This is a genomic window from Psychrobacillus sp. FSL K6-4615 (assembly GCF_038008225.1).
Lineage (GTDB): Bacteria > Bacillota > Bacilli > Bacillales_A > Planococcaceae > Psychrobacillus > Psychrobacillus psychrotolerans.
On record NZ_JBBOYQ010000001.1, the window covers coordinates 2,639,654 to 2,657,608 of the forward strand.

17 protein-coding genes are annotated in these 17,955 nt (G+C 33.9%); all 17 read right to left on the reverse strand.

Annotation, left to right across the window (positions count from 1 at the left end):
* Nucleotides 1-68: 68 nt before the first annotated feature.
* Nucleotides 69-326: a DUF3953 domain-containing protein gene (locus tag MKX53_RS13185; protein ID WP_340911829.1), complete on the reverse strand. Its 258-nt coding sequence runs from the start codon at nucleotides 324-326 to the stop codon at nucleotides 69-71.
* Nucleotides 327-833: 507 nt separating this feature from the next.
* Entirely contained in the window at nucleotides 834-1,271 is a 438-nt protein-coding gene (locus MKX53_RS13190) for a terpene synthase (RefSeq protein ID WP_340911831.1), read from the reverse strand.
* A gap of 170 nt (nucleotides 1,272-1,441) precedes the next feature.
* Nucleotides 1,442-2,011 (reverse strand): hypothetical protein, encoded by a 570-nt coding sequence (locus tag MKX53_RS13195; protein WP_340911834.1) that lies wholly within the window; start codon nucleotides 2,009-2,011, stop codon nucleotides 1,442-1,444.
* 112 nt (nucleotides 2,012-2,123) lie between these two features.
* A complete protein-coding gene (locus tag MKX53_RS13200; protein WP_340911836.1) occupies nucleotides 2,124-2,918 on the reverse strand; it encodes a serine hydrolase in 795 nt (264 codons plus the stop codon).
* Between the two features lie 93 nt (nucleotides 2,919-3,011).
* A complete protein-coding gene (locus tag MKX53_RS13205) occupies nucleotides 3,012-3,713 on the reverse strand; it encodes a class I SAM-dependent methyltransferase (RefSeq protein WP_340911837.1) in 702 nt (233 codons plus the stop codon).
* Between the two features lie 414 nt (nucleotides 3,714-4,127).
* On the reverse strand, nucleotides 4,128-4,307 hold the full coding sequence (locus MKX53_RS13210) for a hypothetical protein (RefSeq protein ID WP_340911839.1): 180 nt from the start codon (nucleotides 4,305-4,307) through the stop codon (nucleotides 4,128-4,130).
* Between the two features lie 211 nt (nucleotides 4,308-4,518).
* Nucleotides 4,519-4,893, reverse strand: a complete 375-nt coding sequence (locus MKX53_RS13215) for a topoisomerase (RefSeq protein WP_340911840.1) — start codon at nucleotides 4,891-4,893, stop codon at nucleotides 4,519-4,521.
* 155 nt (nucleotides 4,894-5,048) lie between these two features.
* The gene (locus MKX53_RS13220) at nucleotides 5,049-5,318 is read right to left on the reverse strand and encodes a hypothetical protein (RefSeq protein ID WP_340911843.1); all 270 of its coding nucleotides are present in this window, start codon (nucleotides 5,316-5,318) and stop codon (nucleotides 5,049-5,051) included.
* 19 nt (nucleotides 5,319-5,337) lie between these two features.
* The gene (locus MKX53_RS13225; RefSeq protein ID WP_340911845.1) at nucleotides 5,338-5,859 is read right to left on the reverse strand and encodes a hypothetical protein; all 522 of its coding nucleotides are present in this window, start codon (nucleotides 5,857-5,859) and stop codon (nucleotides 5,338-5,340) included.
* Nucleotides 5,860-6,106: 247 nt separating this feature from the next.
* On the reverse strand, nucleotides 6,107-6,562 hold the full coding sequence (locus tag MKX53_RS13230) for a hypothetical protein (protein ID WP_340911846.1): 456 nt from the start codon (nucleotides 6,560-6,562) through the stop codon (nucleotides 6,107-6,109).
* Between the two features lie 145 nt (nucleotides 6,563-6,707).
* Nucleotides 6,708-7,274 carry a hypothetical protein gene (locus MKX53_RS13235; protein WP_340911847.1) on the reverse strand — a complete coding sequence of 189 codons (567 nt, stop codon included), beginning with the start codon at nucleotides 7,272-7,274 and terminating at the stop codon, nucleotides 6,708-6,710.
* A gap of 164 nt (nucleotides 7,275-7,438) precedes the next feature.
* Nucleotides 7,439-8,767, reverse strand: coding sequence for a group II intron reverse transcriptase/maturase (ltrA, locus tag MKX53_RS13240; RefSeq protein ID WP_340910211.1), 1,329 nt, complete (start codon nucleotides 8,765-8,767; stop codon nucleotides 7,439-7,441).
* 809 nt (nucleotides 8,768-9,576) lie between these two features.
* Nucleotides 9,577-10,718 (reverse strand): IS3 family transposase gene (locus tag MKX53_RS13245; protein ID WP_340910158.1). Its coding sequence is split into 2 segments (ribosomal slippage): nucleotides 9,577-10,448 and nucleotides 10,448-10,718, totalling 1,143 coding nucleotides; the frame shifts between segments, so codons are not numbered across the junction.
* Between the two features lie 516 nt (nucleotides 10,719-11,234).
* On the reverse strand, nucleotides 11,235-12,635 hold the full coding sequence (locus tag MKX53_RS13250) for a restriction endonuclease subunit S (protein ID WP_340911848.1): 1,401 nt from the start codon (nucleotides 12,633-12,635) through the stop codon (nucleotides 11,235-11,237).
* Nucleotides 12,628-14,058, reverse strand: coding sequence for a class I SAM-dependent DNA methyltransferase (locus tag MKX53_RS13255; RefSeq protein ID WP_340911850.1), 1,431 nt, complete (start codon nucleotides 14,056-14,058; stop codon nucleotides 12,628-12,630). The genes MKX53_RS13250 and MKX53_RS13255 overlap by 8 nt, the downstream gene beginning before the upstream one ends.
* A 100-nt stretch (nucleotides 14,059-14,158) precedes the next feature.
* On the reverse strand, nucleotides 14,159-14,410 hold the full coding sequence (locus tag MKX53_RS13260) for a hypothetical protein (protein WP_340911852.1): 252 nt from the start codon (nucleotides 14,408-14,410) through the stop codon (nucleotides 14,159-14,161).
* A 12-nt stretch (nucleotides 14,411-14,422) separates the two neighbouring features.
* Nucleotides 14,423-17,647 carry a type I restriction-modification system endonuclease gene (hsdR, locus tag MKX53_RS13265; protein WP_340911856.1) on the reverse strand — a complete coding sequence of 1,075 codons (3,225 nt, stop codon included), beginning with the start codon at nucleotides 17,645-17,647 and terminating at the stop codon, nucleotides 14,423-14,425.
* Nucleotides 17,648-17,955 lie beyond the last annotated feature (308 nt).

Below are 17,955 nucleotides of genomic sequence, written 5' to 3' on the forward strand. Positions count from 1 at the left end.
TTTTGTTATGCAATTTTGTATATTTTGAGCATTTTTTAATTTTCATGGGAGTTGAATAATAATTCAATTTAATTATTCATAATGCCTTCAACCACAGAGAATAAAATGTATACCGAAGTGCATAAAAGGAAGATACCCCACAATAAACTCTTAGTTCTTTTATATTCTCGTAACCCCATTATAAGTAACGTTATACTCAGAAGTATTAACATCAATGGTAGTAAGTTATAGTTTTCCGTAACCTTACCGTAAATACCAATTAATATAACAAGGATTACAAATATTATTTGAAATAACATTAAAATATCAAACTTTTTTTCTTCCATTTATTTATACCTCCTACTGATAATCTGTCAATTTCAAAAGATACCATTATTAAACTAAACAGCCCCTTTTATTCAATAAGAAAAAAGGTTTTACTCCTTCTTGAAGTAAAGCACACCTTTATTTTAAGTGTAATTTTCACAATGTTTTTACGTTTTTGTTCTAAAGTTCTCAGCAACTCCACGTTTTTATGACTTTGTTGCCTTTTCTTGATATTTATAATATACAAATGAAGATGCTATAAAAGTTATACCGACTACCATAAAAACAATATGATGGTATGGTCTATCAAGAATGTAAAGATTCACAAATAACATAATAAATATAAACACTATACAAAAATATAGAAATCTAGCAAATTTCATTTTAACTACCTCTTTTCCAGGTTTTCCTTATACTTCTAAGTTCAACATAAATTATAACAATTCCTTCTTAAACTAAACTGCTGCTTTAGTTCAATAAGAAAAAAGAGTTGCCTAAGCAACCCATGACATTCAACTAAATTGACTTTATTCTTGAGATAAATGTGACCAGTTTTTTTTATCAATGGCTTTAATTTTATAATTTGATCCAACAATATCTAACATTCTTTGATAAGTTTTAATATTCTGAGAATCAACATGTTCATATAAGTCTTTATGTACATATTCTTGAGTAATGTAGTTTGTAGAAGAACCTATACCGACTATTTCTCCAAAAAACTGTCTTAACATAATCGAATCTTCTTTTTCTAAAGGCTTATCTGATAGGAGATAAATTCTAAATACATTAACAATTTCATTTAGATCTTCTTCGTCTAAAAAACAAAGTGGGTCTAACTTTTTGTCTTCTTCTGTATATGGTCCTCTAGTATCTTCGATAATAACATAAGCTAACATCTTATGATCTTTAAAGAAACGAAAAATCTCTAAATCTTGTAATCTTATTTTTCTATCAATTGAAATCATTTTTTTCTCCTATCCAAATATGAATTTAGGTCCTGCAGTTATATCTTTACATATTTTTCAGTCTAAACAAATTACCCTTCTGAACCTATAATAAAAAGGCGTTACTCCTTCTTGAAGTAAAGCACCCGTTAGTGAAAAAAGAAATCGGTAGTTCTACCACTGTTCATTTCCTACTGCCGTATAAATAAGCCGTTCTCTTCAATTATCTCTTTACACTTATTAAACCCTATTATCGTCTTAGAATAAACAGGAAATGACAAATCATAATTCCCTATTATCACTGTATCCAGAGAAGGAAAGAAAAAATCTGCAAAACATAGTTCATCCACTGAGAGTTTCGTTAAAAAGATAATGGCTTCATGGTCAGCTATTTTATAAATCCCCTTGTTATTGGAAAATAATTTCCGGAAAAAATTAGCCTCTTTTCGATTTAAACAACTTAATATATACTTCAATTTTTCTTTTTCAACTGCTTTTTTATTAATGTGTACATATACTTCTTTTTCACAAAGGTGAAAAAGATTTGTAAAGGTGCTAACAAATTTAGCACTGTGCTTTATATTATGACTTCTCCCTAATAGCTCACTTGCCTCTTCTTCATTTAGCACACGATTAAACACGTCCATAATACCGATAAAATTGTATTGCTTACTGGGCTCTTCGAGAAGATGAACATTAAACTTTTTAAACTTTGAATGAAGTGCTTTAATCTCGTTATTTGTTGCCATTATTAATTCCATATTTTCACCTCTTGCTTTATCATCTTATTCAACTAAACTGCTGCTTTAGTTCAATAAGAAAAAAGGCTTTACTCCTTCTTGAAGTAAAGCACCCCTTAGCTTAATAAGCATTTTACGAATTAGTTAGACTTTCATTTTCCAATTCAACTTCCTGATTGCAATACTCATCATAAAGTAATTTCATTGCATCAATAATTATTTCATCAGCTAATTTCTCTTTATATCGATTTGGTAACTCCTTTGCACCCAAAACAAATAATAATGGCTTTTTGGAAAACTCACCCATTATCCCAATATCAACTAATACATTATCTAATCCACCAGTCATATGATTTAAGAAATGGCTTGGTATACCTTCTATATCACCTCGTTGCCGAACTAAACCATTTATTACGGGAATCCATAAATCAGGATTAGTTTTGTATCCTTGATGTATTAATCGTAAAAGTTCTAACATCTCACTCAATTCTCCGCTGTTTTCCAAGTCTCTTGGATTTTGAGTAATATTTATGTTTTTAAAATACGATTTTATTCTATTGTTAATCATTTCCCATCCACCACAAAATTGAACAATTCTCTCTGCGACAAAGCTATCGTGACAGGCTATCATAACTTCCACCGCATCTTGGAGTGCCAAGTTTTCTCTACCTTGAAAGTGAGGATACACTTCGTTGCTATCCTCTTCTGGATTTAAAATTACATCTTCAACAATGTCTGTCCATTTATAGTGTCTTTCTTCAACCAATTTTGCGATACAAAAGGCAATAGCAACTTTTGCCGCAGAAGCAAGAGGTACTAATAGCCCTTTATTTAATGATAAAACTATATCCTGTTTTACTTGAGAATAAATAATAATTCCCACTTCACCTGACTTTAGTTCCTCTAATTTTTCAAGAACTTTCTCCAATTCCTAACCCCACTTCTCAGTATTTTCTATTCACTTGTTCTCTCTGTAGACTTGTCCTTGTTCTGCTAAAGCACCCGTTAGTTGAATAAGAAATTAACTTCTAACCTGCATCAAACTGACCCATAAAAAGTCCTCACCAAATAAATTATCTGGTTGAGTAATCTTTTTCATTTCCCTAAAATTAATTATATTGAAATCATTTATAAACACTTCTTTTAATCTCCCTTCAGCGTAACCTATTCCTCCTTTTAAACTACCTTCTTTGTAGACATCCCAATCCGATGTATCTAAGGCACCCTCAGTATTGAAGCAAACAATTCCGAAGTATCCATCTCTTTTCAATGCTTTTTTCAGCATTTCAATATATGTTAATCTGCGATGTGGTGCTAAATGGTGAAACAACCCACAGTCATAAATAAAATCATACGAGTGTGGCTGAAACTTGAAGTCAAATAGGGAAATACAATGAAAATCTATATTAACTCCTTCTTCTCTAGCCGTTTCTTTTGCCCATTCTATCGCATTGGTAGACAGGTCTAAAGCATCTACCTCACAGCCTTTATGAGCCATATAAACAGCATTCCTACCCGGTCCACATCCTAATTCCAATACTCGTTTAGGTGCCAGCCCGTTATTAAAATATTCTACAAGATTTTCATCAGGAGCTTTAATTTTGAAAAAAGGAATTTCTTTAGTCCTATCAATATAAAAATCATCCCAAAAATCCTTTGGCTCTCTTAGGAATCCATCTAACATTTCTTGCAAATTCTCATAATTCAATATTGCCTTTTCCAAAAAACTTCCCCCTTAGTAAAAGTTATCTCTCTTATCCATTTTACTAAATGTTACCATTCCCGATGTTACATCAATATTAATTTAACGTTATTTTGCCAGAAAATTCAGATGAGAAAAGCGCTCCGATTTAGCTCTAAAAGGCATTTGCAAATCATATTTACTATTTAAATCACACAAATGACGTATTATATAACTGCCTCAATCGAACCTCCTAAACATCATTTTTAAAAGGATTTGACCTATTACCAAATGAACTCAAAAACCACCCTTGTAATATTTGTTACACAGTTGTAATATTTCCTTCTTCAACTAAACTGCTGCGTTAGTTCAATAAGAAAAAGTGCTTTGCTCCTTCTTGAAGTAAAGCACTCGTTAGTTTAAATACGCCACTTTACAACTCTGTAAATTAAGCGGTTATTCTCCACCTTTATGTCTACTATCTCCCATCATATAGATGTTCGAACTTTCACCTGGTTTTGCATTTGAATTAATTGGATTCTGGTTATTGTTATTAATTTTCTTGTTTCTCCTGTCAACTAGTAAAGCAAAGGCGATAATAATAAAAAGTATAATAAGAATTATTAACCAAATCATATTTATCACTCCTTTATTTACAGTATATTCTAGCTATTATAAACTACAATCACTTTACAGCATTATTCAACTAAACTGCTGCTTTAGTTCAATAAAAAAAGGCTTTACTCCTTCTTGAAGTAAAGCACCCGTTAGTTTAAGTACATTTATTCACATACTTATAAAACTACTTTATTTTTAAGGACGTTTGTATCCTTTAAGAAATTCAATGTTAGTATTTCTCGATCTTTATTTTCACTTTTATTTTTTCTTCGCTATCTGTTACTGTTTCTGCTTCAGAAACATTCTTAATAGAATCTTCAACTATTTGTTGAATCAACGTATTATCAATTTTTGCATCCTTCGGGAAACCTACTGAAACTGTTAATTCATCAGTACCACCATCTATCATTATTGCTAGTGAATCACTAGCAAGTTCCGTCTGCTCTGTAATTGATAATATTATTTCATTTTGTAATTCAGAAAATAAGCTGCTTCTCTGAGAAACTACTACTTCCTGCTCGCTTTCTAATACCTCGGTTGTATTACATCCAACTAACAAGATTGAACAAAATACAATTCCTGAAATCATAGCTTGTTTCATCATTTCTAAATTCCCCTTTCAAAAATAAATTGCACATTCCACAACAATTCTCCATACGGAAGTTTGACCCAAATGATTTAAAGATACTTTAACTGTTCCCTAAAGCAATATAAGAATGTAAATTATCTCTACTGCAATTGTTATAAATTAATACAATATTAGATTTGTAATAATTCACTTGTAATATATAATAAATGTTTTACAACATCTAGTGCTTTATTTCCCTTGAAAATAGTGAGGTTGTTTTCCGTGATTGTTTCAAATGAGCCTTTAAGCATTGATTTTGTTTCCTCGACAACAACTTCTTCTTCATTCCAACAATGGATTTCTATGCTGTCTGATTGTAATAAAAAATAGTTCATCACAGGAACCCAATAATCAATTTTTTCATATTCATCAGATACACTAAAATACAGTTGGTATATCATTTTGATATAATATCCTTCCCTACAACTTTGTTATTTTTCCGTTTTTTATCAAAACAGTATCTGCCATGCTTCCTATAAAGCAAAATGAATATTCAGAATCATCTTGAGGTGTATAAGTGATTTTCAATTTGTCATCTACGATTTCCGAATGTATTTTTTCAATTTCGTTAGATCCATCTGGATTATAATTTTTAATTATTCCAATAGTTATGTTGTTTATAGAATCATTAGATTCTAATAGGAATTCAATTGTTACTTTCTCATTTTTTTCTAAATTAAGAGGATCAGTTATAATAACTTCCGCATTTTCTAATTTAGTATCAGAAAGTTTATATTCACCATTACCACTGTCATTTAAAGCAGAAGATTTAATTTCCATAAAATCATTTAGATTGATTTTATCATTACTACTAGAGGAAACATTCTGTTCAACCCCCTCTGAAGGTGCTTTCTTATCGGTTGAGTTTTGTTCATTGTCGTCTCCACAACCTGCCAGTACAGAAATACTTAGAAAACTAAGAAAAACTATTTTTTTTAACATACGATAAACTCCTCTCTTTCAAATTTTTAAAATTGTCAAATTAATAAAGATAAACATTTTATCAACTTTTATCCTATAATTATAAGTTCTGAAGCAACCTCACAAATGCCTCCTATACAATTTAACATAACTATCCATTTATTTAGAAAGTAAACTAAACTGCCGCGTTAGTTTAAGAAGAAAAAGCTACCTTTACAGACAGCCAACTTGTTGAACTAAAGCACCTCGTTAGTTGAATAAGGAATTGTTAACTTTGATGAAAACTTGTTTCATCGGGAATTACACTTTTGATTAATGCAACATCACTTTTCAATGCATTAGGTACAAAGAATTCCGTCCCCCAGTGTCCCGAATGAAACACAGACACCATATCCTTGTCTAAATTAACTGTGAACCACTTGAATTCTCCTATTATATTTAAATAGTTATTCAATAAATAATCTGAAAGGGTAGAGTGTTTTCGCCAGCTAAATATAGTGAGATTTTCTCCTTTAACAATTTCTAATTCATTTATATTGAGAGATTTAATCTCTGAAATAGTGTCAATCTCTTCATTCCAACAATGAATTTCAATTGTATCTGAACTTTTTAAAAAATGTTCGAATAATGCAGTCCAATAATCGTAATTTCCGATTAATGGCTTTGGAAAGGTTGATTCATCATCCGTATAGGTTGGTATATTGAAAGCTAAATTATATTGCATACTATTCCTTCCTCCTATGCCGTTTTGTAGCTAACCATCAATGTTAATTCAATAAGAAAAAAGAATTACCTAAGCAACATCCATTTTAACTAAGCACCCGTTAGTTTAACAAAAAATCGGTACTTCTATCGCTGTTCATTTCCTACTACCGCATAAACAAATCGTTTTCTTCAATTATCTCTTTACACTTATTAAACCCTATTACCGTCTTGGAATAAACAGGAAATGACAAATCATAATTCCCTATTATCACTGTATCAAGAGAAGGAAAGAAAAAATCTGCAAAACATAGTTCATTCACTGAGAGTTTCGTTAAAAAGACAATGGCTTCATGGTCACCTATTTTATAAATCCCCTTGTTATCGGAAAACAATTTTCGGAAAAAATTAGCCTCTTTTCGATTTAAACAACTTAATATGTACTTCAATTCTTCTTTTCCAACTGCTTTTTTATTAATGTGTACATATACTTCTTTTTCACCTATGTTAAAAAGATTTGTAAAAGTGCTAACAAATTTAGCACTGTGCTTTATATTATGACTTCTCACTAATAGCTCACTTGCCTCTTCTGCATTAAGCACACGATTAAACACATCCATAGTACCGATAAAATTGTATAGTTTTCTGGGCTCTTCGAGAAGATGAACATCAAACTTATTAAACTTTAAATGAAGTGCATTAATCTCGTTATTTGTTGCCAATATTAATTCCATATTTCCACCCCTATGTTTGCATGTATTAACAATACTTTACTTTACCATCTTCTTAAACTAGTCGAGTAGAAGAGAACCTCTCTACCTTGCGGTAGATTGTGTTCTTCTCCCCTCACAGAACCGTGCTTGCGCTATTCACGCACACGGCTCCTCCAAGTCTTCATTCACAAAATATAGCTAATCTCTTTTCTTAAGTCGTATATATTCACCTTTATTCTTGGTGAAGGTAACGGATATTTATGAAGAAAGAGATTGAATTTATCCCAAGTAAAGGATTTTCTTTGACTTCTTCTGTTGAGCCATTTAAACAGTAAGTATTGGATTTTGTCTTTAAATTGTTGAACACTTGGAGTGTTATCTGTGATGCAATAGTAGTTGTAATAACCTACAAGCGAGCGTTTAAATCTATCCATAATCATATGAATATCATTGTTTCGGTTCTTCTTTATCCATTCCTTCGATTCCTTAAGTTTACCTTGTAGCTTTTTCCTGCTTGATTTCCGTTTCACACGAAAGTATCCAGATTTACTCTTTCCACAGTAGTGTGTAAAACCTAGGAAATCAAAGGTGTCAGGTTTTCCATTTCCCTTTAGTTTTGCATCTTTCTCCGCAAATCTCCCGAAGGGGATAATTTTGGTTTTATCCTCCGCTATTTCTAAGTTAAACTTCTGTAATCTCAGCTTTAATGATTGAAAGAATTCCTGAGCTTCGCTCTTATATTGGAAGCAACAAACAAAGTCATCTGCATAACGAACTATGTATGCTTCTCCTTTACACTGTTTTCTAACTTCCTTCTCAAACCACAGGTCCAGGACATAATGGAGGTATAGATTGGCAAGTATCGGAGATATGACTCCACCTTGCGGTGTGCCTTTATCTGTCTTGTATTTCTTTCCTTCCTCCATGTATCCACCTTTAAGAAACCTACCAATTATTCTTAGTAAGTTAGGGTCAGCAATTCGCAGTTTTAAGAACTCCATCATCCATATGTGGTCAACGTTGTCAAAGAACCCTTTGATATCTACATCTACTATATAATTTACTGATTTCTTTTCCATGTAATAATTTAATATTTTCAAAGCATCGTGGCAGTTACGATTTGGGCGGAACCCAAAAGAGCAATCTAGAAAATCATTTTCATAGATGGCATTTAGTATTTTTGTAATGCCTTTCTGTACAATCTTATCTTCATGTTCCGGTATCCCCAATGGTCTTTTCTTGTTGGAGTTAAGCTTCGGAATATACATTCTCCTTACGGGAACAGGATGATAACTTTTACTTTTAAGCCTACTTACTAAATCCTCTATATTTTCCTCTAGTGTTTCACTGTATTGCTCTTTAGTTGTGCCATTAATCCCAGTAGCCTTCTTATTAGGTAATTCAAGATGACACTGAACTAGAGATTGCTTATTTAGTAAATGGACAATAGATGTAAATTTCATTTTAGGATCAGATTTTGCTAATTCTGCTATCCTTAATAGTTTTGTTTCCATTTAATATTCCTACCTCCGAGTGTAGTAAATGTGTCCCTAGTAAGGGTGATAACTTGGTAGCAGCCTTTCCTCCATCGGCATTACCCAACTTCATTGGTACTACGCTGCTATCCGACTCCCTACAACGGCATTTGGTTTCCTTGCTTATTATCACTTGTACACCATACTCTTCTATTAGAAGAGACCGGTAGGGTCTCCCGAGTTGCCGTATCATATCCATGTGTGACGTGCCAAGGTCTCTGACCCCAGAGAGGTTTTATTCTTCTTGCCTTTATCGAAGAATAAAATGTAGCTTTCTACCGCAGTTAAGGCATCAGCCCTCTCGATTTACTAACATTATGGAGCTCAATCCCTTCAACCATTTGGCTTTCGGCCCGCCACCTAACTGTCTACGCTTAAAGGCTAATGTTACCATTAGCCCTCCAAGACTCGCTACGAGTGAATGGCTAGTTCTTTCTCGACGGGAATCCCACCCGCTATATGATACGACCTAGGCTCGGCCGCACAACTGCTTCGTTAGTTTAAGTGAAACATTTCACAAACTCCTCTAACAAATGGTTTCTGACTACCTATTTATAGGTCTTACTACAATCATTTTTTTGTATTTTGATCTATTAGTATAATAAGTTCAACAAAACAAACGTTAATCCCTTCCTTCCAGAGTCCCTAAAACAAAATTAAGTATACCCTTGCCATTATGGCAAAGATATACTTAAAGTCGCAAAAAAATTAACTATAAAGTTTTCTAAAATAAAGCCACTATAGCAGGGCACTGACTACCCTTTTTGAGACAAGAATAAAAACCCCTATTATGCAGCCAATTGACGGTATTGAACCGGCGATTGGCTGTTTAGTTTCGTTTGAATACGGATATTGTTATAATAAGTAATGTATTCTTCGACGATACTTATCACACGCGCATTAGTTGTGCGGTAAATTTCGTCGAGGTAGAACGTTTCTGACTTTAGCGAGGAGTGAAACGTTTCGATAGGGGAATTATCAGCTGGCGTGCCTTTGCGGGACATGCTCATGATAATTCCTTTTTCTTTGACTGCTTTTTGATAAGCATAGGATGTATAAACGGAACCTTGGTCACTATGCAGAATACACCCTTCGGGTAGCTCAGGCAATTGATAGAGCGTGTCCAACACAAAGTCGGTGTCTTGTTTAAATCCAATAGTTTGTGCCACAATCTCCCCATTGTAGACATCTAGAATACTAGAAAGATACATCATCGATTGGCCAAAAGGCAAGTACGTAATATCTGTGACTAACTTCTCCAAGGGCTTAGATGCTGTAAAATCCCGTGCCAATAAATTCGGTGCGACATATGCGGGCTGCCCGGTACGCTTGCGTTTCTTCACCTTAACTTTACATTGCCAACCATTTATTTGCATGATACGCTGCACAGTCTTCTCACAAACTCCTGGGTACAGAGTGGCAATCTTGCGATAACCATATCGGAACCTATGTTGTTTGCATAAGTCGCCAATCTGCTGATCTCGAATTTCTTTTTGAGTGAGTTGATCCGCATTCTTTCTCCAACGATAGTAGGATGAGCGACCTACACCTAGGTGCCGACAAATCTCGCCTATTGGCATAATGTCCTTTAATTCTTTGACTAATTGGATGACTACTTTTGGCGCCACTTCCTTTCCAATTCTGCGTACTTTTTTAAGACTTCAATTTGCTGTTTCAAGTACCGATTCTCCAACTGTAACTTGGCTGTCTCACTGTCGTATTCTGGCCCTTTACCGAAGGTATATTGTTTACCAATTGGTTGATGGAGACGGTGGATTTCTCCATTTCGATACCACCGCATCCATGTCTTTAATTGCGTCTTATTACGAATGTTCAACTGATCCATTACTTCTTTTACCGGCACCTTAGCCAAGCGCATTTCAATTGCCTTCATTTTCACTTCTGCTGGATAACTAACTCTTGTCCCCATAGAAAAAACACCTCCGCATTGAATTTAGGTATTGTATACCCGTTTTTCAACGAAAGGTGTTTTTATTTGTCTCATTTGTTTAGGTCAGTGCCCAGTGCCACACTTAATTTTTTACGGGCTTTAAATATACTCAAAACATTTGAGACCACAAGTTTTAAAAAACTCACTTTACTTTCTAAAGCATAAGATTGTCAACTAAATAATAAAGCATAAAGATGTAATCTGACATCTTTATGCTTTAAGTCACATTTTGACATCTATTGTAATCCAATGATTTCTGGAGACGGCGGGATTTGAACCCGCGTCCAGAAACTCTAACACTTAAGCTTCTACGCGTGTATCTTGCCTATTTAGGTTTCGCGTAGCACTATGCCGACATTAGAGTCCCAACGGTTTGTGCCGTTTTCATACTTATATATTTGATGGTTTTACTCATAGGGAGTATTACATATTTTACGAACTTGGTTCAATGACCTTCTATATAATAGTATATATCAAACGTATATTAATTTGAAGCTAACTCAATTTCTCATGTAATGCAGATTTTAATAATTCAATTGCTGGTTCATCATTAGAATCATTTGTTCCTAGCTCGCCTTTAAAAGCTTTTGAGAGAATGGACATTTTGTTATCATTCAATATTATTGATAACCTTTCCAATTCAGCTTTTATCCGAATTTCCTTCTGAAAAATTAAATCTAGCTTATCAATAATTTCTTTTTGCTCTTGCAAAGTCGGCACTATAATAGGTATTGATTTTATCTTTTTTAAGCTTAGAAATGGTTGCGCCCCTCCATTTGTAAACTTGTTAAAAATGAAAAGTTTAACAAATCTTAAATAATACTCAAGATATTTAGAATCTACAATACTATTGTCAGGTTTTAATAAAGCAACATTTTTTAAACTAAATTGAAAGTCAACATTAATTAATGCGGTAGTTGCTGTTCCTGCCCCTATGTTTACTAAGAGAATGTCGTTCTTTTCTGGATTACACCTAGAGTAAATGACTTTATGGTCCTCTTCACTTACATAGTCACAATTATCAAAGTCAATTTTTCCTTCTCTTATATGCCTTGCTGTAATGTAAGGTACTCCAGATTCAGTTCTTTTAGGAGTATCATGTGTGCCATCAGTTACTTTAATACATATATCTTCAACCGACTTATACACCCATGTATTAGGTATATTAATAACTGGTTTCCATTCCTCAGGAATAGATTCATCAATAACATAGGGGAGAATAGACACATTCTCTTTCCGCCATTTCCTTGTCAACTCTCCGTGAAATGCTTTTTCTAATATAGCTACACGACGAAGTTCAAACGTTTCATTTGCTTCTTTAATTAATTGTTTAGCTTCATCAATTTTATTCCATAACTCTTCTAGTTTATACAAGATTCTCTTTTGTTCCTTTATTGGCGGTAATGGAATCATCAATTTTTCTATATCATTCTTTGAAATCTGAGAGAAAGTAGTCCCCGTACTAATTTCGTATAAATAATTTTTGATAGTTGAAAAGTAGAATCTAAGTAACTTTAAATCAAAATAATGAGAACGTATCCCAGCTACTCCTCTTCCTAAACAATACTCCCCATCTGCGATATTAGTTTTACCTAAAGTAGCCCTTATAGAAACAATCAATTCCCCTACTTCACTTAATTTAGTAGGTTTTGATGTGAATCTTTGAGCGATAGGAAAATTCTCTCCCATATCAGCAGGACCACCAATTAATGGAGTATCTTCTATATTCTCAGTAGTATTCTCTCCTTTAGGTGATTGTCCCATATTTATTTGAGTAATATCTTTTAAATAAACCCATACCCAATTCTCAGGAATCTCATAAGGTTGCTCGTCTTCTGGCACTAATGCTTCTTCTAGTAGTTCATCTAATGTCTGAACTTTCGTTTTTTTACTCATCCTTACTCACCTCAATGGCGCGCAGGTCATCTACCACTTCATTTAATAAGCTTATTGCCTGTTTCAGTTTCTCAATGGCTTCTTCTGCTGATTCAATTGGGGCTGGTAAGTTATCATAGCTTGATAGTGAATCGTCAGAGATTAAACCAATATCTAAATTATCACCCTTTGATGCAATACTCTCACGCGTAAACATACTAAAGCGTTCATCTTTCACTAAAAGACGATTTTCTGCATTGTAAGCAGCAATAAACCCTTCAAAATACTTTTCTGTAAATGGTGTACGTTTTCCGAAGTTCACCATATTTGTACGCATATCATAAACCCATACTTCTTTTGTATTGTCTTCATCGGTTATTCCTCTATCAAAGAATAAAACATTTGTATTTACTCCCTGTGCATAGAAAATACCTGTTGGTAAACGTAAGATAGTATGCAAACTACATTTATTCATTAGGTCACGACGGATTTGCGCCCCTATTCCACTCTCAAATAGTACATTATCTGGTAATACAACAGCTGAGCGTCCTGTACCATCTGTTACTAAGGAGTTATAAATCAGCTGCAAGAAGTTTAATTGTTTGTTCGATGTTTCAAATGTTAAGTCATCACGTGTAACACGTTCGCCACCTTTTTTCGTACCAAACGGAGGATTTGTTAATACAACATTAAAGTTTTTCATCCATTTACCATTTGCTGATAAAGAATCTCCATGCTCTAAACGCCCTTCCATATCATGAAGTAATGCGTTCATTAATGCTAAACGATGTGTATCTTTAACAAGCTCCATCCCCGTAAAGGCTTCTTTCTTCTGGAATTCCGCCTCATCTGGTGAAAGGTCAAAATAATTATCTGTTTTTTCCTTTAAATAATGGTCAGCCGCAATCATAAAGCCTAATGTTCCTGCTGCTGGGTCATTACAACGCTCTCCTATTTTTGGTTCAATCAGTTGAACCATTACATCAATTAATACACGTGGCGTAAAATATTGACCTGCTCCTGATTTTTTCTCACTCGCATTTTTCTCAAGTAATCCCTCATAAAGATTTCCTAATCCTTCTTCTTTAGCATTGTACCAATCTAAACCATCAATTGATTTAATAATTTTTTCAAGATTTTTTGGCTCATCTATGCTAGTTGAAGCACCATTATATATCATACGCAAACTTTCATTTTCAATATCTTCATTACCTAAATCGAGTAGTAATTGACGATAAAACCTATTTAATTCTATTCCTTCTTTACTAACTAGGTCGCTCCAACGCTTGCCTTCTGGAATAATAGATTCCGTACCTTGTTCTTGCATCATTTTCAAGAAAAGTAGATATGTTAATTCAGTAACGTACTCATGATATGTAATACCGTCATCTCTTAAGACGGACGCTAAATTCCAAAGCTTCGAAACAATTTCTGCGTTATTCATTGTGTTCCTCCTAGGTGTCTGTTCATCTAAGTAATTATACCTGAATTTCGGTATAATCTCGATAGTAAAAGGGAATCCATCTTAATGGACTCCCTTTTTATTACTCAATTATTCGTTTATCTGTCAAAATTGCATAAATGTAAGACGGTGCTCTCAAATGTTGAATAGGTACTGTATTACTTAACGGTAAGAAAGCTAAAGCTTTTTCAAATTTAGTTTTTGCTATTAGTTGATTCGTTGTCGTTAATTTAATTGATGTTCCTACAACTGTATACGAAAACTGTTTTCCTCGAATTTGCTTAAATATATTCCCGTGATTTTCAACAATACGTTGCCATACTTCTTCAATCATCTACTCACCTCATTAACTTATATACAAATTATCATTAATCGCATATACAATCTTATCAATCTCATCTCCAAATTCACGTTTTAGCACTTTATAACCTCCGCTACTTTTAAAAGGCTCTTCTGAAAATGCCTCTTCTGGCGTTGGTGCTAAAACAGGGACTTGTAGCAACTGCTTTTCAATACGGTCAAGCCATTTACGCTGTCTTATTGTCCAATCGTGTAATGCATAAACTTTTTGCATAGCATTTTTCACGCGCGTTTCATGGTCAACCAAAGCTTCACCTAATGCAGCTTGACGAATAAAACTTATAATATCCGCAGCAATTTCTTCATTCTTCGCTTGCTTCCAAGCTGATTGTAAATGTGATTGTTTGAAACCTTTTATATCTAAAAGAGTTACAATCTCTCGTAAATCTTTCCGTGTTAATTCTTTTGGTCTTGTGCATATTAATTGAAGTGCTGGGATTTCATTCATGTTATCACGAATATATTGGACAAAACCGTCTAAATAGTCTGCTGGCTTTTCGTTTCCTTCTCCATATCCACGGGTTACGTCCTTTACTTCATCTTCATGCTTTGAAATAATTTGAAGCTCTTTAGGTGTCTGATACGTTGCGACATATTCAAACAAAATACTATTTGTTTGAGCTTGTTCTGGTCGATAATGTTGAATTTCTTGCGCCCATTCATCAAGTGATACACCTTTTGATAATTCTTCAAAGCGACGTTGCCCTGCATCATCTATTTTTTGCTTTTTGCGCTGAATTTTCGCAACAAGCTGATTACGGAAATGCTCAGCTTCATCTTCTGATTCAGCTTGCCTAAATGATTCATGTAAATCTGTAATCGTGAAATGTTGCTGCTTCACAACAGGCTTCATATCTGTATATTTTTGTAGTTGATTGTAAATACCAACCGCATCATAAACTCGAAAATGTGTTTTCCCTATGTCAGGACATAAACGAGTTGCGCGACCTAACATTTGGTCATATAAAATACGCGACTTTATACGTCTTAAAAAGACTAAGTTTGTAATGGTAGGCACATCTATTCCTGTAGTTAGCAAATCAACCGTTACAACTATATTTGGTAAAAGCTCATTTTTAAAGCGTTTAATCATTTCATTTGGATTATAAATAGAACCTGTAATTTTTACAATCGCATCATCTGAAACTACATCACCACGATTCGCAAATGCTTCTTTTAGTAAACGTACTACTAAATCCGCATGTTGATTCGTTGCAGCAAAGATAAGAGTTTTTTCTCGACTTTCTGGGTCAAGATAGTCTGTTAATCTATTTAGGACTGCGCGATTAAATGGTTCAGTAATGACTTGTTTATTAAATTGCTCGACATTGAAGTTTAGTTCATCTTTTAAACGCTCAAGAATGATTTTACCTTGCTCAGGGTCATATACTTCAACTTCTTCGCCTTTTTCAAATTTAATACCACTCTTCGCTAACTCTGATTCAAATAAATATGGCGGCTCATGGTCTACTAAGTAACCGTCTAATACAGCTTCTGTATAAGAGTATTTATAAATTGGTATTCCAAAAATATCCGTTGTATGAAGTGCTGGTGTAGCTGTTAGTCCAAGAACTGCTGCATCAAAATAGTCAATAACGCGACGATATTGGCTCACATAGTCATTTTGATTTTGGAATAACAACTCATCATCTGACATTTCGCGGTCACTTGTATAACCTCTATGTGCTTCATCGACAATGATAAAATCATATTGTCCAACAGAAGGCAACTTTTCTCCATCATTATAAAATAAGCGTCTGACCATTCCCTGTACTGTCGCAATTTGTACCTTTGTTTCAACATCTGGTGTCATATCTTCAAGCGATTTTACATCATAAATACTAGCAAATGATAAGCCTTCAATTTTCGTATCCTTTAGCGAGTCAATTGCTTGCTGCCCAAGTGAATTACGGTCAACTAAAAATAAGATGCGACGACATTTCTTCGCTTTAATCAGTCGATACATAAGTGAAATTGCTGTACGTGTTTTCCCTGTTCCTGTTGCCATCGCAAGTAGCATTTTACGCTGTCCTTCGATTAATGCTTTTTCAACAGCTAAAACCGCAGTTTGTTGATAAGGACGTAAACCAAACTTTGTAATATCTTCTACTGCTAGTTTCGCATTTGCTTCTTTATCATCTACATCTAAAAGTAAGCTTAAGTCTTCTGGTGAGTGCCATCCTTCTAATGCATGCGCATGTTTGTGAGGTGTACGTGAATCCCAGAACCAGATACCTGATTGGTCTTGTAATTGTTTTAAGTATGGTCGTCCATTTGAAGCGTATAAGAATGGTGCTTTATATTCACCATTTGCAGGAAGCAATGTGATACCTTCCTTTTCTTCTATTAAACGTGCATACGTTTTCGTTTGACTATCAAGAGCTGCGGGAATATCTCGATGCTTCGCTTTTGCTTCAACAATGCCCACTAATTGCAATCCAATGAATAGAGCGTAGTCAGCATATTTGCTACCAACTTTCCATTCAGCAATAGCCATATTTTTATTCTTCTCTGGCATTGTTTTATTCTTTTTAAAACTAAGATTTTCTGTATCAACAACCCAACCAACAGAGCTTAATTTCTCATCAATAATAATTCGCGTCTGTGCTTCTGAAAGACGATGTTTCTTAACATGAAGCTGTGATTTTTCTCTACGCTTTACACGTACATCTTTTGAAATCGTATCATCTGTTATTACATCTAATTGTTTAACAAGTTGCTTCTCTTTAGTTTCAATTTCTTTTTCAAGTTGTTCTATTTTTTGTTGAAGTTGCTCTTTAGTAGTTATATCAACTTGTTGCAACAGTTCTATATACTTAGGAGCGGAAAAGCTCCAATCAACATACACTTCCACAAACCAAATAGATAGTTGATATGCAAGCTCCAATAAGCTTTTCGCTTCTTCTGTTTTACCATAGTTTGCTTCATGAGAAGCTGTGTTCCCTTTACGACGTAATATATCAAAAATATCTAATATTTCTGGCTCTGCAAGGCCTTCTTTTCTCATTGTATTTATTCGGTCTACTTGCGATGTATTGTAAGCTTCACGAATATTATCAGAAGCTAATACAGCTTTTGCAATCGTTTCAGCAAACAATCGAAGTTTCATAATCGATGTATGAGGGTCTTGATACACATTACGCTCAGCACTTTCCCCTAATTTACCTAGCACTTCCCATTGACCTTCAAAAAAAGCAAAGTTACTCTTCAATAATTTCACCGCTCTTCAATATAGTATGTTTCTTTAATTGTACTATATTGGAAATAATAAACACACTATGTATAGCTTATTTTCGATTATCATTTCATTTTCTTTATATCTAAAAATTCAATTGAAAATAGTAGTTCTTCCATAAGTATTTTAGTCTTATCTCCATAAGACCAAGGAGCTTGCCAAGGCTTCATATAAAGATTTACTTCCATGAGAAAAGAATTTTTAAGTAAGGGAAGAAATACTATGTTCTTTTGCAACTGAATAAAATTAATATATTTGAAAGGTGTAGAACCTCTTCGCCGCCA

Bases quoted from the DNA above. Each gene is read 5' to 3' on its own strand.
- MKX53_RS13185 (WP_340911829.1), bottom strand. From the start codon at position 326: ATGGAAGAAAAAAAGTTTGATATTTTAATGTTATTTCAAATAATATTT.
- MKX53_RS13210 (WP_340911839.1), bottom strand. From the start codon at position 4,307: ATGATTTGGTTAATAATTCTTATTATACTTTTTATTATTATCGCCTTT.
- MKX53_RS13260 (WP_340911852.1), bottom strand. From the start codon at position 14,410: ATGATTGAAGAAGTATGGCAACGTATTGTTGAAAATCACGGGAATATA.
- MKX53_RS13255 (WP_340911850.1), bottom strand. From the start codon at position 14,058: ATGAATAACGCAGAAATTGTTTCGAAGCTTTGGAATTTAGCGTCCGTC.
- MKX53_RS13215 (WP_340911840.1), bottom strand. From the start codon at position 4,893: ATGATGAAACAAGCTATGATTTCAGGAATTGTATTTTGTTCAATCTTG.
- MKX53_RS13235 (WP_340911847.1), bottom strand. From the start codon at position 7,274: ATGGAATTAATATTGGCAACAAATAACGAGATTAATGCACTTCATTTA.
- MKX53_RS13230 (WP_340911846.1), bottom strand. From the start codon at position 6,562: ATGCAATATAATTTAGCTTTCAATATACCAACCTATACGGATGATGAA.
- MKX53_RS13250 (WP_340911848.1), bottom strand. From the start codon at position 12,635: ATGAGTAAAAAAACGAAAGTTCAGACATTAGATGAACTACTAGAAGAA.
- MKX53_RS13225 (WP_340911845.1), bottom strand. From the start codon at position 5,859: ATGTTAAAAAAAATAGTTTTTCTTAGTTTTCTAAGTATTTCTGTACTG.
- MKX53_RS13195 (WP_340911834.1), bottom strand. From the start codon at position 2,011: ATGGAATTAATAATGGCAACAAATAACGAGATTAAAGCACTTCATTCA.
- ltrA (WP_340910211.1), bottom strand. From the start codon at position 8,767: ATGGAAACAAAACTATTAAGGATAGCAGAATTAGCAAAATCTGATCCT.
- MKX53_RS13220 (WP_340911843.1), bottom strand. From the start codon at position 5,318: ATGATATACCAACTGTATTTTAGTGTATCTGATGAATATGAAAAAATT.
- MKX53_RS13190 (WP_340911831.1), bottom strand. From the start codon at position 1,271: ATGATTTCAATTGATAGAAAAATAAGATTACAAGATTTAGAGATTTTT.